The following is a 16,106-nucleotide window of genomic DNA, read 5'->3' on the forward strand; positions in this document are numbered from 1 at the left end:
GGCGTGACCAACGCGTCGAAATGCTCAAAGGCTTGGTCGAATTCCTGCCGGATCAGCGTGCGAACCTTTTGCGCCTTCAGATAGTAGGCGTCATAGTAGCCGGAGGAAAGCGCATAGGTGCCCAGCATGATGCGCCGTTTGACCTCAGGACCGAAGCCATATTGCCGGGTTTTTCCCAGCGCTTCCCACATACTCGCGGTATTCTGGAAGGAGTATCCGTACTTGACGCCGTTGTATCGGGCCAGGTTTGCCGAGGCTTCCGAAGGAGCGATGATATAGTAGACGGCCAGAGCGTATTTGGTGCTGGGAAGGGAAGTCTCCTCGATGATGGCCCCTAATTGCTTGAGTTTGCCGATGGCGGTTCGAATCGCCTGCTCTACGCCCGGCTGCATTCCTTCGACGAAATACTCCTTCGGCACCCCCATGCGAAGACCTTTGAGATCGGGAATCAGCGACTTGGTGTAGTCGGGCACGGGTTGCGGGACTGAAGTCGAATCCCTTGGATCGTGGCCGGAGATGGCATTCATCACTAGTGCCGCATCGGTGACATCTTTGGTGAGCGGGCCGATCTGATCCAGGGAGCTGGCGAAAGCAATCAGCCCATAGCGGCTCACGCGTCCATAGGTTGGCTTGAACCCAACAACGCTGCAGAAGCTGGCCGGTTGGCGGATGCTGCCTCCGGTATCGGAGCCGAGGGCGAATATTGTTTCATCTGCAGACACGCCTGCCGCCGATCCTCCGCTCGATCCTCCGGGCACTCGATCCGGATCCCAGGGGTTTCTGGAGGGATAGAAGGCAGAGTTCTCGGTGGAAGACCCCATAGCGAACTCATCCAGGTTTCCCTTGCCCACCATGACGATGTCTTGGGAATTGAGCATCTCCACAACTGTGGCATCATAAGGCGGAATAAAATTTTGAAGCATCTTCGAAGAACAGGTGGTGCGAGTGCCTTTGGTGCACATGTTGTCTTTGATGATCGCTGGTATGCCGGTCAAAGGTGTGGCCTCCCCGTTCTTGAGCCGCTGATCGGCCTTTTGAGCCTGGCTCAAGGCCAGGTCGGCGGTGACGGTGACAAAGGCGTGGAGTTTGTCCTCCACCTGGTTGATCTTATTGAGCACCGCCTGGGTCAGTTCAACCGAAGAGATTTGCCGGCTTTTGAGCAGCCGGTGCGCTTCATGGATGGTCAGTTGATTCAGATTCAACATGTTCTCCTATTCATAGGGGGTACAGCCTGCTCTGTGATAGATGCTTCGCCCTTTACTAAACCCCCTGGCCCCCAATCGTTGGGGGGATTAAAGTATATATTTAGGGGACACCCCTAAAACCCCGGCAGGGAAGTGTCCCTGCGCTCTCTTTCTGCGCTTCCTTCTCCCGCAAGGATGAGGGGGAATATTATTCCAGCACCGCCTTAATTCTGAAAAATCCCTCTTCCGCTTGAGGCGCATTGGCTAATATTTCTTTCTGAAGAAAGGAAGGGGCGGCTTTGTCTTCGCGCATGGTGTTATCTATTGCAATGACATGAGCGGTGGGTGGAACATTGCTGGTATCCACTTCCTGCAGAATCTCAAAATTCTGCAGGATGACGGAGAGCTGCGTTGTGAGTTTTTCCGTCTCTTCCTCACTCAAGCCCACCCTGGCCAGGAGGGCAATGCGTCTTACTTCTTCATGGCTTAGTTTCATTGTTTGATCAACCCCCTGTAATCCCCCACTCATGGGGGACAGAAAGAAGATCGGGGCACCCCCGATCCTGCTAATACCGGTAGTGTTCCGGCTTGAATGGCCCTTCGACCGGATAGCCGAGATAGTCGGCCTGCTCTTTGGTCAGCTTGGTCAGCTTGCCGCCCAGTTTTTCCACATGAAGGCGGGCCACTTCTTCATCGAGCGCCTTGGGAAGCCGATAGACGCCGATCTGGTAATCGTTCTTCCAGAGATCCAGCTGGGCCAGAACCTGGTTGGAAAAGGAGTTGGACATCACAAAGGAGGGATGACCGGTGGCGCAGCCGAGGTTCACCAGCCTGCCTTCAGCCAGAATGAAAATCTGATGGCCGTCCTTGAAGGTGTAGCGATCCACCTGCGGCTTGATTTCCTCTTTCATGATCCCGGGCCAGGCATTGAGTTTGGCCACCTGAATCTCGCTGTCGAAATGGCCGATGTTGCAAACGATTGCCTGGTTTTTCATCTTGGACATGTGTTTGGCGGTGATCACATCCTTATTCCCTGTGGCGGTCACATAGATATCGCCTTCATGAAGGGCATCTTCCAGAGTGGTGACTTCATATCCTTCCATGAGCGCCTGCAGGGCGCAAATGGGATCGATCTCGGTGATTATCACGCGAGCGCCAAAGCCGCGCATCGATTTGGCGCAGCCTTTGCCCACGTCGCCGTAACCGCAGATCACAACGTTCTTTCCGGCAACCATAACATCGGTGGCCCGCTTGATCCCGTCGGCCAGCGATTCGCGGCAGCCGTAGAGGTTATCGAATTTTGACTTGGTGACGGAATCGTTCACATTGAAGGCCGGAACCAGCAGTTCGCATCGCTCCGTCATCTGGCACAGACGATGCACGCCGGTGGTGGTCTCTTCCGAAACGCCTTTCCATTCCTTCACCCACTTGTGAAAGAGCCCCTTTTTTTTAGCCATGATACTCTTGAGACAGAGGTAGAGTTCGTGCTCGTCTTCCGAGCCTGCTTTCTGGTCCAAGATCGAAGGATCGTCCTCCGCCTGATATCCCAGGTGCATCATCAGCGTGGCGTCGCCGCCGTCATCGACGATGAGATTGGGCCCTTTTCCTCTGGGGAAGGAGAGCGCTTTGAAGGTGCAGTCCCAGTATTCGGCCAGGGATTCTCCTTTCCAGGCATACACCGGCGTCCCCGCTTTGGCAATGGCTGCTGCTGCGTGATCCTGAGTGGAAAAAATATTGCACGACGCCCAGCGGACATCGGCGCCGAGCTGCTGCAATGTCTCGATGAGCACCGCCGTCTGGATGGTCATATGCAGCGAACCGGAGATGCGAGCACCGGAAAGGGGCTTTTCCTTGCCGTACTTATCGCGAAGGGCCATCAAGCCGGGCATCTCGTGTTCCGCGATCTGGATTTCTTTTCTCCCCCAGTCGGCCAGGGAAATATCCTTCACTTTGTAATCCCCCATCTGCTTTTACCCCCTCCTGATGTTTGGCATCCATTCTGAATTTCCGCAACAGGTTAGTGATAATGGAACCGACCAATCTCTGCCGTCGTCCAAATGCCTCGATGATCATACAGTCATCTTTGTATCCCAGACTCGCGTAGGCTCGTATGGCGGGCACATTATTAGGCTCTACATTGAGGACCACTTCGGTGCAGTAGTCGAAGAGGTCTTCTGTGACGGCGCTGGTACAGGTAGTTGCCAGTCCCTGATTCCGATATGAAGAGTGAGTGAGCACATTCCCCACATAGGCGATGCCGTGTGTAGGAGAGATAATATGGGTTCCGGCGGCGGCAGCAAGCTGTCCATCACGCCAGATGCCGTAGTACACGCCCCTTCTGATCTGGTCGGCAAAGAAGACACTATTACCATGTGACTTATACAATCCGTTCAACTCTTTGATGTGACCTGATCTCAGTCTAGTCGCATCCTCGGGAGTGGGTTTAAAATTATCTCGCGTAACCACCATTCTCTTGAGGACCAGGCGCTGGCTGATCTCGTAGTATTTTTCGATGATATTCAGATTCTGAGGCTGGCAGGTGATGAAAGCGTTGGAGGGAAGACGCATTGAGCTGAGAAGAGAATCCAGCATCGATGCCTTCCCCAGGGTGAATACGTAGGTTGGAGAGGTGCTTTTGGAGATCAAACACAAGGCGAAGTCATCCATGTGGGTGGCGATCATCCATTCCGAGACATCTGCCAGACTTGGCTCCAGATGGGCAATGGCCGATGCTGAGTAAGTGCGTTCCCGTTCCAGGTAGGAGAGAATCTTCGATTTATCGGCTATTCTCTTCACAACTACGGAGGGACTGTTCGCACCGTTCGTCTTCTCTGATTCCTGTTTGGATGGCTGGCGTTTCATTTTGGCTTCTTTTGGGGGACGTGGCGCACCATTCAGTCGGGTCTTTGCAATGAGCCCATTACTGGAACGTCACATTCAGTTCTATGCCTGTAATATACGACAATCTTTCCCGTTTGGCTAGTGAGGGTGCTTCATCGTGACATAATATCGGGTTGCGGTCGGTGATTGAGATTAGCGCAATACCTCTTTCGTAGCTTTGAAGATAGCTTTAATCACTTGGGGTTCAATTCCCCGTCGCTTGCGACGAATCGTCATTCCGGCGAAGGCCGGAATCCAGAAACTGGATGCCGGATCAAGTCTGGCATGACATCGGATACCCCGCTGCTTGCGGCGGGGTAGTTCATTTGTGAGAGTTTCGCCCGAGCCAGTATGGGTATGGATGCATCGGTCGATCTTCATTTTCTTCTGGTATCGATGACATACCAGTTGCCGGGAGAGTCGTTCTGGGTATCGACCAGACAGTGCAGGATATTCAAATTGGGATGCAGCCTTTTGAGATCATCAAGATCGACCTCCTCGAACCGGGCCTTGTTATCAAAATAGGCCTGCTCGGTGATGGCATTCGACTCGCGGCCACTCCTGGTTCGCCTGGCAATCCGCGCCAGGCAAACCTCCTGAGGGCAGACGGTCTGCATGATGACAAACGGCCGATTGTTTTTGGCGGCAATCTCTGCGGCCTGCCGACGCAATGCCTGGGTGATGAAGGTGGCATCGATGATGACCCCTTTTTCCCTTGCTGCGGCACGATTGGCCCGGCGGAATACTTCGGCGTACACTTTCCGGCGCTTGGCTGGGTCTGAGGCAACATCCGGGTCAAAAACGTCTTCCCCTTTGAGTACGTCATGTCTCAGCCAGTCGGTACTGATGATCGGATAGCCGGTGATCCTTTGAACTTCTTCGGCGATTCCACTCTTGGCGCTGGCAGGAAGGCCGCAGGTGATGAGGATGATCTCGGGCTCCAGATTGTCTTGTACGAATGGCGTGAAGGGCTCTCTCATCTCATTGCGCTCCATAGCTGCCTTGAATTTGTCAGTCTGAACAGCCAGGAATCAACGGGCTGTTTTTGCATACGAATCAGCCAGCTCAAAATAGCCTTTGGCGATATCCAGTATCCGGCGCTTCTCTGCGGCTGCAATGTACGGGTCATCGAGCTTGAAGCTTTCCACCTTGCCTCGCACGTAAGCGCGATAGCACTTGTAGAAATCGAGAAGCTGCAATATCCCTTTATCCTGGGACAACTCAATGTAGGAATCGATGAAGTGCCTGGACAGGTGAGGCGCGTTATGCACGTCGATATCCATGGCCAGGAAGGCGATTTCGTTGGCCACATCAATGCATCGAAACCGGTCATTGAAGTCGATGCAGTCGAAAATACAGATATCGTCGCCGAAGCAGACATGGGCGGAATGCAGGTCTCCGTGGCAATCCTTTATCCGGCCGTCTCTGACTCGTTTGTCAAAGAGCCGGGCATTCTGTTTCATGAATGAGTCGTTGTAGTCGCGTATGGACCGGTATGCTTCGGATGAGAGTGTGATGCCGATATACTTCTCGGTCTGACTGAGGTTCTCGTCGATGTTCAGGCGCGTCGTCTGAAGGTCGCCAAAACCCTGGCTGATGGTTTGGGTCTGGCGATGAAAGTCGACCAGTTTTTGTGCCACGCGATCTATCATCTCCGGGGTGACCTGGCCCGAGTCCAGCAGTCTATCCATGGTGCGGCCCTCCGGGAGCCGACGCATTTTCACCGCGTACTCAACTGTCTCTCCCTCTCCGGCGATGGCGTATCTCCCGTGACTCTGGGTGATGGGAACCACATCCAGATAGATATCCGTACACAGCCGCCGATTCAGGAGAAGCTCTTGCCGGCAATAGAATCGCCGCTTTTCCAGAGTAGTAAAATCGAGAAACCCGAAATCAACCGGCTTTTTTACTTTGTAGGCGTAATCCTTCATCAGGAAGACGAAAGAGAGCTGAGTTTGGATAAGCTCGACTGGTCCGGGCTTCTCAGGATAGGTGTTGGGATTCAAGAGCGCCTGAACCAAAGGCGGGAGGTCAGGCATCGAGTCACGCCCCCTTCGTCGGTTTCTTGGCCTTGGCTTTCTCTTCGAATCTCTTCTTCTTGGCGCGCTGTTTGGTCCAGGCTACCCTTTTTGTCTTGTTCATGAGCGAATCTACTCCTTTCAGTTCAAATCAGACCGTGCGAATGTCTGAACTCCCGCGAGACCTCAGAGGTTAACTCCAGGGCTCTGGATGCGGCTTCGGCAGAGAGTGTGGCCAGGCCGCAAGATGGCGTGATTAGACATTGCTCCACCAGTATATCATAACGGATGCCCTTGGCTGCAAGCGATCTCATTAGTTTCTGTAGCCGTTCTGCCAGACGGGGCGCTGTTTCTCCGGAGAGGCTCTTTTCGTCGCTGGGCACGATTCCCCACGCCAGGATTCCTCCCCGGTCAAGGAAGGCTTTCAAATCCCCGGGATAAAGCGCCAGCGATTCTCCGTAGGCGTAGGCATCGAAATTGAGGATATCGATGGAGGTTTTCATGACTGTAGACCAGTCGGTATTGCCGCAGCAATGAATACCCTTCAGCCCGCTGATTCCGTCCAGTACCTCATCGATGAGCGTGATCACTGTATTTTCGGATAACGCCACGAAGGCTGATCCCAGTGAAACCAGATAGGGCTCGTCTACGAAGATGATGGTATGGGGCGAAAGTTTGGCCAGTTCCCTCTCCTGCCAGGCTGCCTTAAGTCTGAGATGTTTGGCGAGAGCATCGGCGAGGGTTTCATCGTAGAGGATCGGTTGGCGATTCTGATCGGTGGTGGCCAGCCCGAAGGTGATCGGCCCGGTCACTTGGCCCTTTACGGCAAAACCGGGCTTCGGTTTTAGCCTCAGGAACTCGTGAAGTCCGGCTGCATGTTTCGGGCTGATGGCATAGCTGTCCAAGTCGTTGGACAGATAGGCCGAATAGAGTTCTTCCAGCGGTGCGGAAAGGTCGCCCGATCGATCCACGTAGACTTGATCGTTTTTCAGGGCCGCTCCCGGGAAGCCCTCGCTGAATTGAGCGTACATTTCTTCCAGCGGTGAGCGATTGGGCAACTGGGGCCACACCGGGATCTCTTTCAGATTGGCCAGCACGATCGAGCACGCCTCAAGAGGATCAACGTGCGGCATGCTGCCGATGGCGGTGGCCAGGCCTCCGGGTTTGAATGTTTTGTGTTCCAAGTCTGTTTCCTTATCGAGACTTTCCCTCTCCAATCGGAAAAGGGGAGCTAATTTCCTCTCCCTCGATGGGAGAAGGCCAGGATGAGGGTGATCCCCATCACTTCACATATTTTCCAATCAGCAATTCCAGGTTCTTCCTGGTCTTGGCGGGAATCAGGTCCGGCGTGGTCATGATGGCTGTTGAGAGCGCGCTGGAGCATTCACAATCCCGTTTGACGGGAATGTGGCTGGCGGCAATTCTGATGATGCCCTTGGCGGCTTCAATGTTCTGGGAAAGGATGTTGAGGATATCCTCGACCCGCACCGGCTCCAGCTGGTCGTGCCAGGAATCGTAATCGGTGACGCAGGCCACACAAGCATAGCAGATCTCCGCTTCCCGGGCGAGCTTGGCCTCCGGCAATACCGTCATCCCGATGATATCGGCCCCCCACGATTTATAGAGACGCGATTCTGCTTTGGTGGAAAACTGCGGGCCTTCCATAGCGATGAAGGTGCCGCCCTGGTGAACGTCAGCGCCCACCTCTTTGGCCGAGAGATAAAGGATCTGGCTGAGCGCCGGACAGAAAGGTTGGGAGAAGGCAATATGCGCCACGATGCCGTTATCGAAGAAGGTGCTCTGGCGGCCCCGGGTGCGGTCGATGATCTGGTTCGGGATTACGAGGTCGCGAGGTTTAAGGTCCTCTTTGAAGCTGCCGCAGGAGTTGATGGCGATGATGTACTCCACGCCCAGCGATTTCAGCGCGTAGATATTGGCCCGTGCCGGCAGTTCGGACGGGCTGATCCGATGTCCCCGGCCGTGGCGGGGAAGAAAGGCGATATTGGTCCCTTCCAGAGTGCCGACAACAATAGAGTCGCTCGGCTCGCCGAAAGGCGTCTTGGCCTTCACTTCCTGAACGTTCTTCATCCCTTCGATCTCATAAAGTCCCGTTCCCCCGATCACTCCGATCTTCGCTTGTGGCATTGAGGTCTCCTTTCTTGTGAAATGCACATGTTGTCCGGGCGGCAATCTTGATCCTCGTTCACCAGAGTTTGACTAAACCCCCTTAGTCCCCCAAAGAGTTGGGGGAGAAGGAAACTCTAGGGGACACCCCTAGAACCTCAGCATGGAAGTGTCCCTGCATCCTCTGTCCTGTCATTGCAAGCTCAGCGAAGTAATCTCTGTTTTCACATGGCTCGCGCCTGGTCTCTTGAGAAATCCCTCTACTTTGATGGGAAAGGCTGGGTGAGGGTGGATAATCCCTTCAAACTCCGGTGGTAAGGCTTGTGCGCCACGCCCTGTTCTGTGATTATAGCAGATATGTATCGATGCGGCGTCACGTCGAAGGCTGGATTGAACACTTTCACTCCTTCTGGCGCGATGCGGACGCCACCTATGTGAGTGACTTCATCAGGGTTCCGCTCCTCAATGGGAATCTGGTCGCCTGATTTGAGGGAGAAGTCGATGGTGCTCATGGGAGCCGCCACGTAGAAGGGGACTTTGTGTTCCTTGGCCAAAACGGCAACACTGTAGGTGCCGATCTTATTGGCTACGTCGCCGCTGGCGGTGATCCGGTCAGCGCCGACGATCACGCAGTCGATCTTCCCTTTGTTCATCAGATACCCTGCCATGTTGTCGGTGATGAGGGTTACCGGGATTTTCTCCTGCATCAGCTCCCAGGCCGTAATTCGAGCCCCCTGAAGCAGAGGGCGGGTTTCATCGGCGAAGACCTGGATGTTTTTGCCCTGTTCGTGGGCGGCTTTGATCACTCCCAGTGCGGTGCCATACCCAGCTGTCGCTAGCGCTCCGGCGTTACAGTGGGTCAGGGTGGTGAAACCATCATGGATAAACTCGGCACCGAACTGCCCGATGCGCCGGTCCGACTCCTCCGTCTCCTGCTCAATGCGCTTGGCTTCTTCCACCAGAGCAGACTGGATGGCCGAAATGCTGGAGCCTGTCTGGGCTACCTGTTTCATTCGCTTTAAAGCCCAGAAGAGGTTGACGGCAGTGGGTCGGGTGGCTGCCAGGTTCTGTGAAATCTGGTCCAGATCGTGGAGAAAATCCTCTTTTGATCGGGCCTTTATTCCGAGCGCTCCCAGCGCCAGTCCATAAGCCGCCGCCACGCCGATGGCCGGTGCTCCCCGCACGCGCAGCGACTTGATCGCTTCGCACATCTGGGAATAATCGGTGATGTCCAGAAAGACGACTTCTGAAGGAAGTCGGGTCTGGTCCAGGAGTCTGATTTTTGATCCTTGCCATTCGATGATTTTCATAATTGATACACCACGTCATTCCCGCGTAAGCGGAAATCCATCCGTTGTTCCTATCGCTTCGAACCTCACCCCCCGGCCCCCTCTCCTCAAGGAGAGGGGGCGAAAAAAGAACTTGGGGGACACCCCCAAACCCCCGGCAGGGAAGTGTCCCTGCACCCTCTGTCTGTCATTGCGAGCCAAGCGAAGCAATATCTGCGTCATCTCACGTGTGGCAGACAAGTTCTTGCATACCCTTCTATTCTATTTTGTCTCGTTTGGCCAAGTTATGCCTCACGCAAAGCAATTGGATATTCTTGGCCACCAGAGATGAACCGCCTTTAGAGTAAGGGATAATATGATCAAAGTGCAGGTTATCTTCTGACGCGCATAGAACGCACCGGCCGTTATCTCGTTTCCAAACTTCCAGTTTCACTGATGAAGGGATGAGGCGACTCTGTTCGATATCTCTTGTTTCTGCCGAAAGATTCGGCTCATCTATTATCTCCAATTTGAACTTGAAGACTCGTCGAGTGTTGCTCAGTTCCTGCCAGGCGTCAACCAATCTGAACAAGCCATTGTAGGACCATATCCCGGAGCGAATTTTTTCATAGACCCTTACAGTCTCAGCCGTATGTCCCTCTTTATGTTTAACCGCTACCTGGTAAAACAAGCCGTTTTGGGTTAATGTGCCACTGGGATTTGTCATCGGTTGATCGGCAGCTTTAGGATCGGGTCCCTCTCTCGACCTGGAAATGTCGTGTCCCTCATAGACTAAAACTCGACCGTTTTCTTCAATCCGGTCTGCATAAGGAGCGCCCTCTCTCAAGCTCATCAGGACGACGCTCACATTTCCTCTCAAATGATAATTCATCCCTCGCTGGAGATTAACACACTCCTCTGTGCACATTTCCAAGTACGAGACAATATCTCCGGGCTTCAACCTACCAACTCCTCCACCTCTTCCATCAGCGCGCTCAGGAAATCGGCTTCTTCAACCGTGCGGACCTTCTCGCCCTTCTTGAAGATCACCCCCCGCCCCTTGCCGCAGGCCAGCCCCACATCGGCGTCTTTGGCTTCGCCTGGACCGTTGACCACGCAGCCCATCACCGCCACGGTGATGGGCTTTTCCATTCCGGAAAGGCGCTCCTCTATCGCGGCCGCCAGCGAATAGAATCCACTAACCACCTCGCAGCGGCCGCAGGTGGGGCAACTCACAAACTTGGGGCCGCGCTCTCGCAGATCCAGCGATTTCAATATCTCGTACCCAGCCCAGATTTCCTCGCACGGATCGCGTGTAGTGAGGGAGACGCGCAGGCTGTCCCCGATGCCTGAGTAGAGGAGTGTTCCCAATCCGACGGCGCTTTTAATGCTGCCCGCTTTGGGCAAACCAGCTTCGGTCACGCCGATGTGCAGTGGATAGGGCATTCTTTCGGCAACGGCCTTGTTGGCTTCGATGGTTGTCAAAACGTCAGATGCTTTGAGCGAAACTTCAATGAGATCGAAATCCAGGCTTTCGATCAAACGAATCTGCTCCAGCACAGCCTCAGCCATCTGGTTGGCCAAGCTGTCCGTTCCTCGCTTGTGCTGCAGGCTTCCTGCGTTCACTCCGATGCGCAATGGTATTGATCGCTCTTTGGCAGCGTGGACAATCGCCGCGACATTCTCGTGGCCCTTGATGTTTCCCGGATTGAACCGGACCTGATCGACTCCGCTCTCCATTGAGGCAATCGCCAGACGGTGATCAAAGTGAATATCGGCGATCAGGGGGACGGCAGAACGCTTTTTGATTGTAGCGAGGGCGGAAGCGGCTTCCTGATCAGGGACGGCCAGTCTGACGATATCGCAGCCGCACTCAGCCAAACATTTGATTTGCTCGGCGGTGGCTTTGGCATCGCGGGTATCCGTCTTGGTCATCGATTGGACAATGACGTTCCTTGCGCCACCCACGGTGACGTTGCCAACCTGAATGGCCTTGGAAGCGCGGCGCTTGATCATGAGATAATGTCTCCAAAGAGATTCACCTACAGGCGAGCACAAGGATTGCCCCACTGATTACGGACAGCTGATAACTGAGCGCTGACAACTGATCCTAACGGAGCAGGCTATCGCCCTGAATAATGCGGTCGATATCCTGGAGCGCCAGGAATACCATGAATCCGATAAGGATCACGAAGCCGACCAGGTGAACCAATGCTTCTTTTTGTGGCGAGACTTTCTTGCCTCTCCGCAGGATTTCCAGCACCACGAAAACGATCCGGCCGCCATCCAGCGCCGGTATGGGCAGAAGATTCACCAGTCCTAGATTGGCGCTCAGCAGACCGGCCCATATGGCAAGAGACATCCAGCCTTGCTCCGCGATCTCCGTTGTCGCCTGCCCGGCAGCGATCACTCCGCCGCCCTCGAATGGGACATCGCCGGAAATCCAACCCTCAAATCCGTCTTTCAACGCCACATACATATCCTTGTTCTTTTCGAGTCCCAGGCGGATAGCTGTCCATGGATAGTAAGACTTTGTCTCTGTGACTGTCTTCACGTATCCCAGGCCGATTCCCAAAGCCCCTTGACCGGCTGGCGGATTTTCCCTGGGAATCATCTTCAACTCGACCGGCTGCTGATCACGTTGAACAACCACAGTGATCTCGGAACCCAGATTGGCGTCGGTTATGTTCTTGAACTCAGTGAGTGTGGTGACATCTGTTCCGTTGACGCTCAAAACCTCATCGCCCTTCTGCATTCCGGCAAGATAAGCGGGGGAGTCCTTTACTACCTGTCCAATCTCGATCCCTTCGGTACCGATGACCACCTGATGCGGAAGCATGAAAACGATGCTGAACAGGATAATGGGGAAGATCAGCATCACCAGCGATCCGGCGCTCAACACCAGAAGTCGGGTAAGGGGACTTTTGCTTGCCAGGCTGCCCGTTTCCGAGGGGTCCTCTTCGCCCAGCATTTTGCAGAAGCCGCCCAGCGGTATAGCGTTGATGGAATAGAGTGTCTCGCCGTGCTGCTTTCCCCAGATGCGAGGCGGAAACCCGATCCCGAACTCCTCCACCTTGACGCCCCGCCACTTGGCCGTCAGAAAGTGCCCTCCCTCATGAATGAAGATGAGGAAGGTCAGGGTGACGATGAACCAGGGAATCGCCCAGAGCCAAGTCATTTCGATCGCCACCCCTTCGCTGCTTCCCTGGCCCAGGAGTCAGCCGCTAGAATATCATTGAGAGTCGGGTTTGAGACCCGTTTGTGCTTGCCCAGAGTGTTTTCCAGCAGTTTGGGGATATCGAGGAATCCGATATCCCCGGAAAGAAAACGGTCCACAGCGATTTCATCGGCGGCGCTCAAGACGGCCGGGTGAGTATCGCCTGCTTTTCCGGCCTCCAGCGCCAGACGCAGGCAGGGATATCTCTCCAGATTCACCGGTTCCAGCTTGAGCGATTCCACTTTGTCGAAGTCGATTTTAGGCAGGGCAGGATTGGCCCAGCGTTCCGGATGGGAGAGCGCATATTGAATCGGCAGGCGCATATCGGGCATGCCGAGCTGTGCCTTGACCGAGCCGTCGGTGAATTCTACCATCGAATGAATGATGCTGCCGGGATGGACCATCACTTTGATTTTATCGAACGGGACACCGAAAAGCCAGTGCGCTTCGATGACCTCCATGCCTTTGTTCATCAGATTGGCCGAATCGATGGTCACCTTGCGTCCCATCTTCCAGATGGGATGCCTCAGAGCCTCCGAGGCGGTTACCATGGCCAGGTCCTCCATTGAGCGATTTCGGAAGGGGCCGCCCGAGGCGGTGAGGATGATCTGAGCAATTTTGTTGGACGCCTCTCCCTGAAGACATTGCCAGATGGCGCTGTGTTCGCTATCGACGGGCCTGATCTCTACAGCGTGTTTTTCCGCTTCGGCCATGACGATCTGGCCTGCCATGACCAGCGCTTCTTTGTTGGCCAGCGCGACGATCTTCCGTGCGCGAATTGCGGCCAGTGTGGGAAGAAGTCCGGCCTTTCCAGAGGTGGCCACCATCACCAGATCGATATCCGGGTGGCCGGCGATTTCTTCGAGGGGTAGCGATTGGTTAGTTGCCTGGGAGGAGACCAGCTTCGGTTTGAATTGTTGAGTCTGCTGTTTGAGAAGGGTGGTATTGCTTCCGGCGGCCAGAGCCGCCACTTCGAGTCTATCTGGAAATGCCTGCACTACTTCAAGGGTTTGCTGCCCGATGGACCCGGTGGAGCCCAGAATGGCCAGCCGCTTTCTCACACGATCCATAATATGTAATAGTATACCAGAACCACGCTGAAGATGATGCTGTCCAGACGGTCGAGGACGCCGCCATGGCCGGGAATGAGGCTCCCGGCATCTTTGATGCCGGAGCTTCTCTTGAGCACCGATTCGGAAAGGTCTCCCACCTGGGCAAAAAGGCTGAGCAGGAGTCCCAGCGGGATGAGCTTGACATAACCGATCTCATCGAGTCCGGTGATCATGCCCAGAACGATAACTGCCGCTATGGCTCCCGCCACCCCTCCGATTGCTCCCTCCCATGTCTTGCCCGGGCTGATCGAAGGAGCCATCTTGTGTTTTCCAAAAGATCGGCCCACAAAGAAGGCCACGGTATCTGAGGTAAAGGTGCCCAGGAGAGCCAGGAATACCCAATCCCGGCCATCATCCAGCTCTCGCAGGAGGACAAAGTGGCTCATTGTCCAGCCGATATAGAAAGCGCCGGTGATGGTCCATGCCCAGCTCAAAAAGGCCTTTGATCTATCGGGAGTCCTGATGAACCAGATCAGAGGGAGCAGCACTGCTGTAGTGACCAGGAGCGGGGGAAGTCGCCCATCATCGGAATGGGCGCCGATGATGAAAGCCAGAACTAGTAGAAAACCCAGGGCGGAAGCCGGTTCTCCATCTACGGCCTTTGCCATCCGGTAGAATTCCACCGCCCCGAGAATGCCAAACACAGCGACGATAAGAGTGAACCAAGGGTCGCCAAACCAGATGGCGGCTATCAGGATGGGGATCAAAACGATTGAACTGAGAACCCTCTGCCGGAGCATGTCCTCTCAGGGATGCCTGAGGCCGGGCCCCACTAGCTTCCCTTCCCTCCGTTTGGCCCCAATCCTCCGAAGCGGCGCTCTCGCTGGCTGTAATCTGCCAGGGCTATGGCGATATCTTCTTCATCGAAATCGGGCCAGAGCGTTTTGGTGTAGTGGTACTCGCTGTAGGCTGCCTGCCAGGTAAGGAAGTTGCTCAGCCGCAGCTCTCCAGCGGTGCGGATGATCAGGTCAGGATCGGGAAGCCCGCTGGTATAGAGATACCGGGCAATCGTGTTTTCATCGATGTCCTGGGCGGGAATTCCGTCTTTGACGATTTGCCGCACGGCGTTGACAATATCGGCGCGGCCTCCGTAGTTGAATGCCAGGTTGAGGGTCAGCCGCGTATTGTCTCGGGTCAAATCCATGGCTTCGATCACCTTGGCCCGGAGTTCCTCCGATAATCCATCGGGACTTCCCAGATGAACGAGTTTTATATTCTCCTTGTGGAGGGTTTCCAGCTCGCGATCGATGACTTCAGCCAGTATTTCCAGCAACCCCTTCACTTCCTCGGCCGGGCGGTTCCAGTTCTCGGTGGAGAAGGCGTAGAGCGTCAGGTATTTCACCCCGTGCCGGGCGAAGGCCTTGATGATGCGGCGGATGTTTTCGGTTCCGGCATGATGGCCTTCGATCCGGGATAACCCTCTCTGCTGAGCCCACCTGCCGTTGCCGTCCATGATGATGGCCACGTGGGCGGGAACCGAGATGCTATCGGAATCGGCAGCGGCCGGCTTTGCTGCAATTGTTTTGCTGTTATTGACAACTTGATCCATATTGGATAGTGCTCTCTACACTCATTATACTAAAAAGCCCCATTTTGTGAACGGGAATGAGCGGCATCCGTTTTGCGGGGAGATGGGGGGCTGATGAGCCCCTTGGAACTTTAGAGAAAGAGGCGTTCCCCTGTTCGCAGGAAACAGGGGAACGCCTTGATTTCAGCAGTGTTTCTTTTGTTTGCTCTTCGACTCTTTAGGTTTCCAGGACTTCTGTTTCCTTGTTCTTTCCGATCTGGTTGACTTCCTCAATAAATCGGTCTGTCAATTCCTGAAGCTGGTGTGTGGCCTTCTTTTCCTCATCCTCGGATATTTCCTTGGATTTCTGCAGGTCCCGCAGTTTTTCCAGCGCATCCCTTCTGATATTTCGGATGGCGATGCGTCCTTCCTCAACTCTCTTGCGTACCAGTTTCACCAGGTCTTTTCTGCGTTCCTCGGTGAGCGGCGGTATGTTGAGCCTGATGACGGTACCGTCATTGGACGGGTTCAGGCCCAGCTCCGATTTGCGCAGGGCTTTTTCGATAGCTGCCAACGCCTGTTTATCCCAGGGCTGTATGAGGATTATTCGGGCTTCCGGGATGGCAATACCGGCAAGCTGGTTGATTGGAGTGGGAGTTCCATAGTAGTCCACCCGGATGTTTTCAACCAGTCCCGGGCTGGCGCGTCCGGTGCGTATTCCCGCCAAATCCTTCCCCAGCACTTCGCCCGCTTTGATCATCTTAGTCTCGGCCGTAGAAAGAACTTCTCTTATCAT

General features: G+C 54.7%; 17 protein-coding genes. All 17 read right to left on the reverse strand.

Features of this window, described 5'->3' with window-relative positions; genetic code table 11:
- Positions 1-1,205, reverse strand: a 1,205-nt coding sequence (gene gatA, locus PHV74_04925; protein MDD5093710.1) for an Asp-tRNA(Asn)/Glu-tRNA(Gln) amidotransferase subunit GatA, incomplete at its 3' end; no start/stop codon positions are given.
- Positions 1,206-1,392: 187 nt separating this feature from the next.
- Complete coding sequence (gene gatC / locus PHV74_04930) at positions 1,393-1,680, reverse strand: Asp-tRNA(Asn)/Glu-tRNA(Gln) amidotransferase subunit GatC (protein MDD5093711.1); 288 nt, start codon at positions 1,678-1,680, stop codon at positions 1,393-1,395.
- 70 nt (positions 1,681-1,750) lie between these two features.
- Entirely contained in the window at positions 1,751-3,148 is a 1,398-nt protein-coding gene (ahcY, locus tag PHV74_04935; GenBank protein MDD5093712.1) for an adenosylhomocysteinase, read from the reverse strand.
- On the reverse strand, positions 3,045-4,046 hold the full coding sequence (locus tag PHV74_04940; GenBank protein MDD5093713.1) for a GNAT family N-acetyltransferase: 1,002 nt from the start codon (positions 4,044-4,046) through the stop codon (positions 3,045-3,047). The genes ahcY and PHV74_04940 overlap by 104 nt, the downstream gene beginning before the upstream one ends.
- A 171-nt stretch (positions 4,047-4,217) precedes the next feature.
- Entirely contained in the window at positions 4,218-4,445 is a 228-nt protein-coding gene (locus tag PHV74_04945; protein ID MDD5093714.1) for a hypothetical protein, read from the reverse strand.
- Positions 4,442-5,059 (reverse strand): ATP-binding protein, encoded by a 618-nt coding sequence (locus PHV74_04950; protein MDD5093715.1) that lies wholly within the window; start codon positions 5,057-5,059, stop codon positions 4,442-4,444. Before PHV74_04950 ends, PHV74_04945 begins: the two co-directional genes overlap by 4 nt.
- A 36-nt stretch (positions 5,060-5,095) precedes the next feature.
- A complete protein-coding gene (locus PHV74_04955) occupies positions 5,096-6,103 on the reverse strand; it encodes a hypothetical protein (GenBank protein MDD5093716.1) in 1,008 nt (335 codons plus the stop codon).
- Between the two features lie 125 nt (positions 6,104-6,228).
- Entirely contained in the window at positions 6,229-7,266 is a 1,038-nt protein-coding gene (locus PHV74_04960) for a methionine synthase (protein ID MDD5093717.1), read from the reverse strand.
- 97 nt (positions 7,267-7,363) lie between these two features.
- Positions 7,364-8,227, reverse strand: coding sequence for an S-methyl-5'-thioadenosine phosphorylase (gene mtnP / locus PHV74_04965; GenBank protein MDD5093718.1), 864 nt, complete (start codon positions 8,225-8,227; stop codon positions 7,364-7,366).
- A gap of 239 nt (positions 8,228-8,466) precedes the next feature.
- Complete coding sequence (mtnA, locus tag PHV74_04970; GenBank protein MDD5093719.1) at positions 8,467-9,516, reverse strand: S-methyl-5-thioribose-1-phosphate isomerase; 1,050 nt, start codon at positions 9,514-9,516, stop codon at positions 8,467-8,469.
- A gap of 235 nt (positions 9,517-9,751) precedes the next feature.
- A complete protein-coding gene (locus tag PHV74_04975; protein MDD5093720.1) occupies positions 9,752-10,435 on the reverse strand; it encodes a YDG/SRA domain-containing protein in 684 nt (227 codons plus the stop codon).
- Complete coding sequence (gene ispG / locus PHV74_04980; GenBank protein MDD5093721.1) at positions 10,432-11,490, reverse strand: flavodoxin-dependent (E)-4-hydroxy-3-methylbut-2-enyl-diphosphate synthase; 1,059 nt, start codon at positions 11,488-11,490, stop codon at positions 10,432-10,434. Before ispG ends, PHV74_04975 begins: the two co-directional genes overlap by 4 nt.
- A gap of 94 nt (positions 11,491-11,584) precedes the next feature.
- Positions 11,585-12,652 carry a M50 family metallopeptidase gene (locus tag PHV74_04985; protein MDD5093722.1) on the reverse strand — a complete coding sequence of 356 codons (1,068 nt, stop codon included), beginning with the start codon at positions 12,650-12,652 and terminating at the stop codon, positions 11,585-11,587.
- Positions 12,649-13,761 carry a 1-deoxy-D-xylulose-5-phosphate reductoisomerase gene (locus tag PHV74_04990; protein MDD5093723.1) on the reverse strand — a complete coding sequence of 371 codons (1,113 nt, stop codon included), beginning with the start codon at positions 13,759-13,761 and terminating at the stop codon, positions 12,649-12,651. The genes PHV74_04985 and PHV74_04990 overlap by 4 nt, the downstream gene beginning before the upstream one ends.
- Entirely contained in the window at positions 13,749-14,543 is a 795-nt protein-coding gene (locus PHV74_04995) for a phosphatidate cytidylyltransferase (GenBank protein MDD5093724.1), read from the reverse strand. The genes PHV74_04990 and PHV74_04995 overlap by 13 nt, the downstream gene beginning before the upstream one ends.
- A gap of 32 nt (positions 14,544-14,575) precedes the next feature.
- Positions 14,576-15,352, reverse strand: coding sequence for an isoprenyl transferase (locus tag PHV74_05000; GenBank protein MDD5093725.1), 777 nt, complete (start codon positions 15,350-15,352; stop codon positions 14,576-14,578).
- Between the two features lie 196 nt (positions 15,353-15,548).
- A complete protein-coding gene (gene frr, locus PHV74_05005) occupies positions 15,549-16,106 on the reverse strand; it encodes a ribosome recycling factor (GenBank protein ID MDD5093726.1) in 558 nt (185 codons plus the stop codon).

The sequence above is a fragment of the Dehalococcoidia bacterium genome (genome assembly GCA_028711995.1).
Taxonomy (GTDB): domain Bacteria; phylum Chloroflexota; class Dehalococcoidia; order SZUA-161; family SpSt-899; genus JAQTRE01.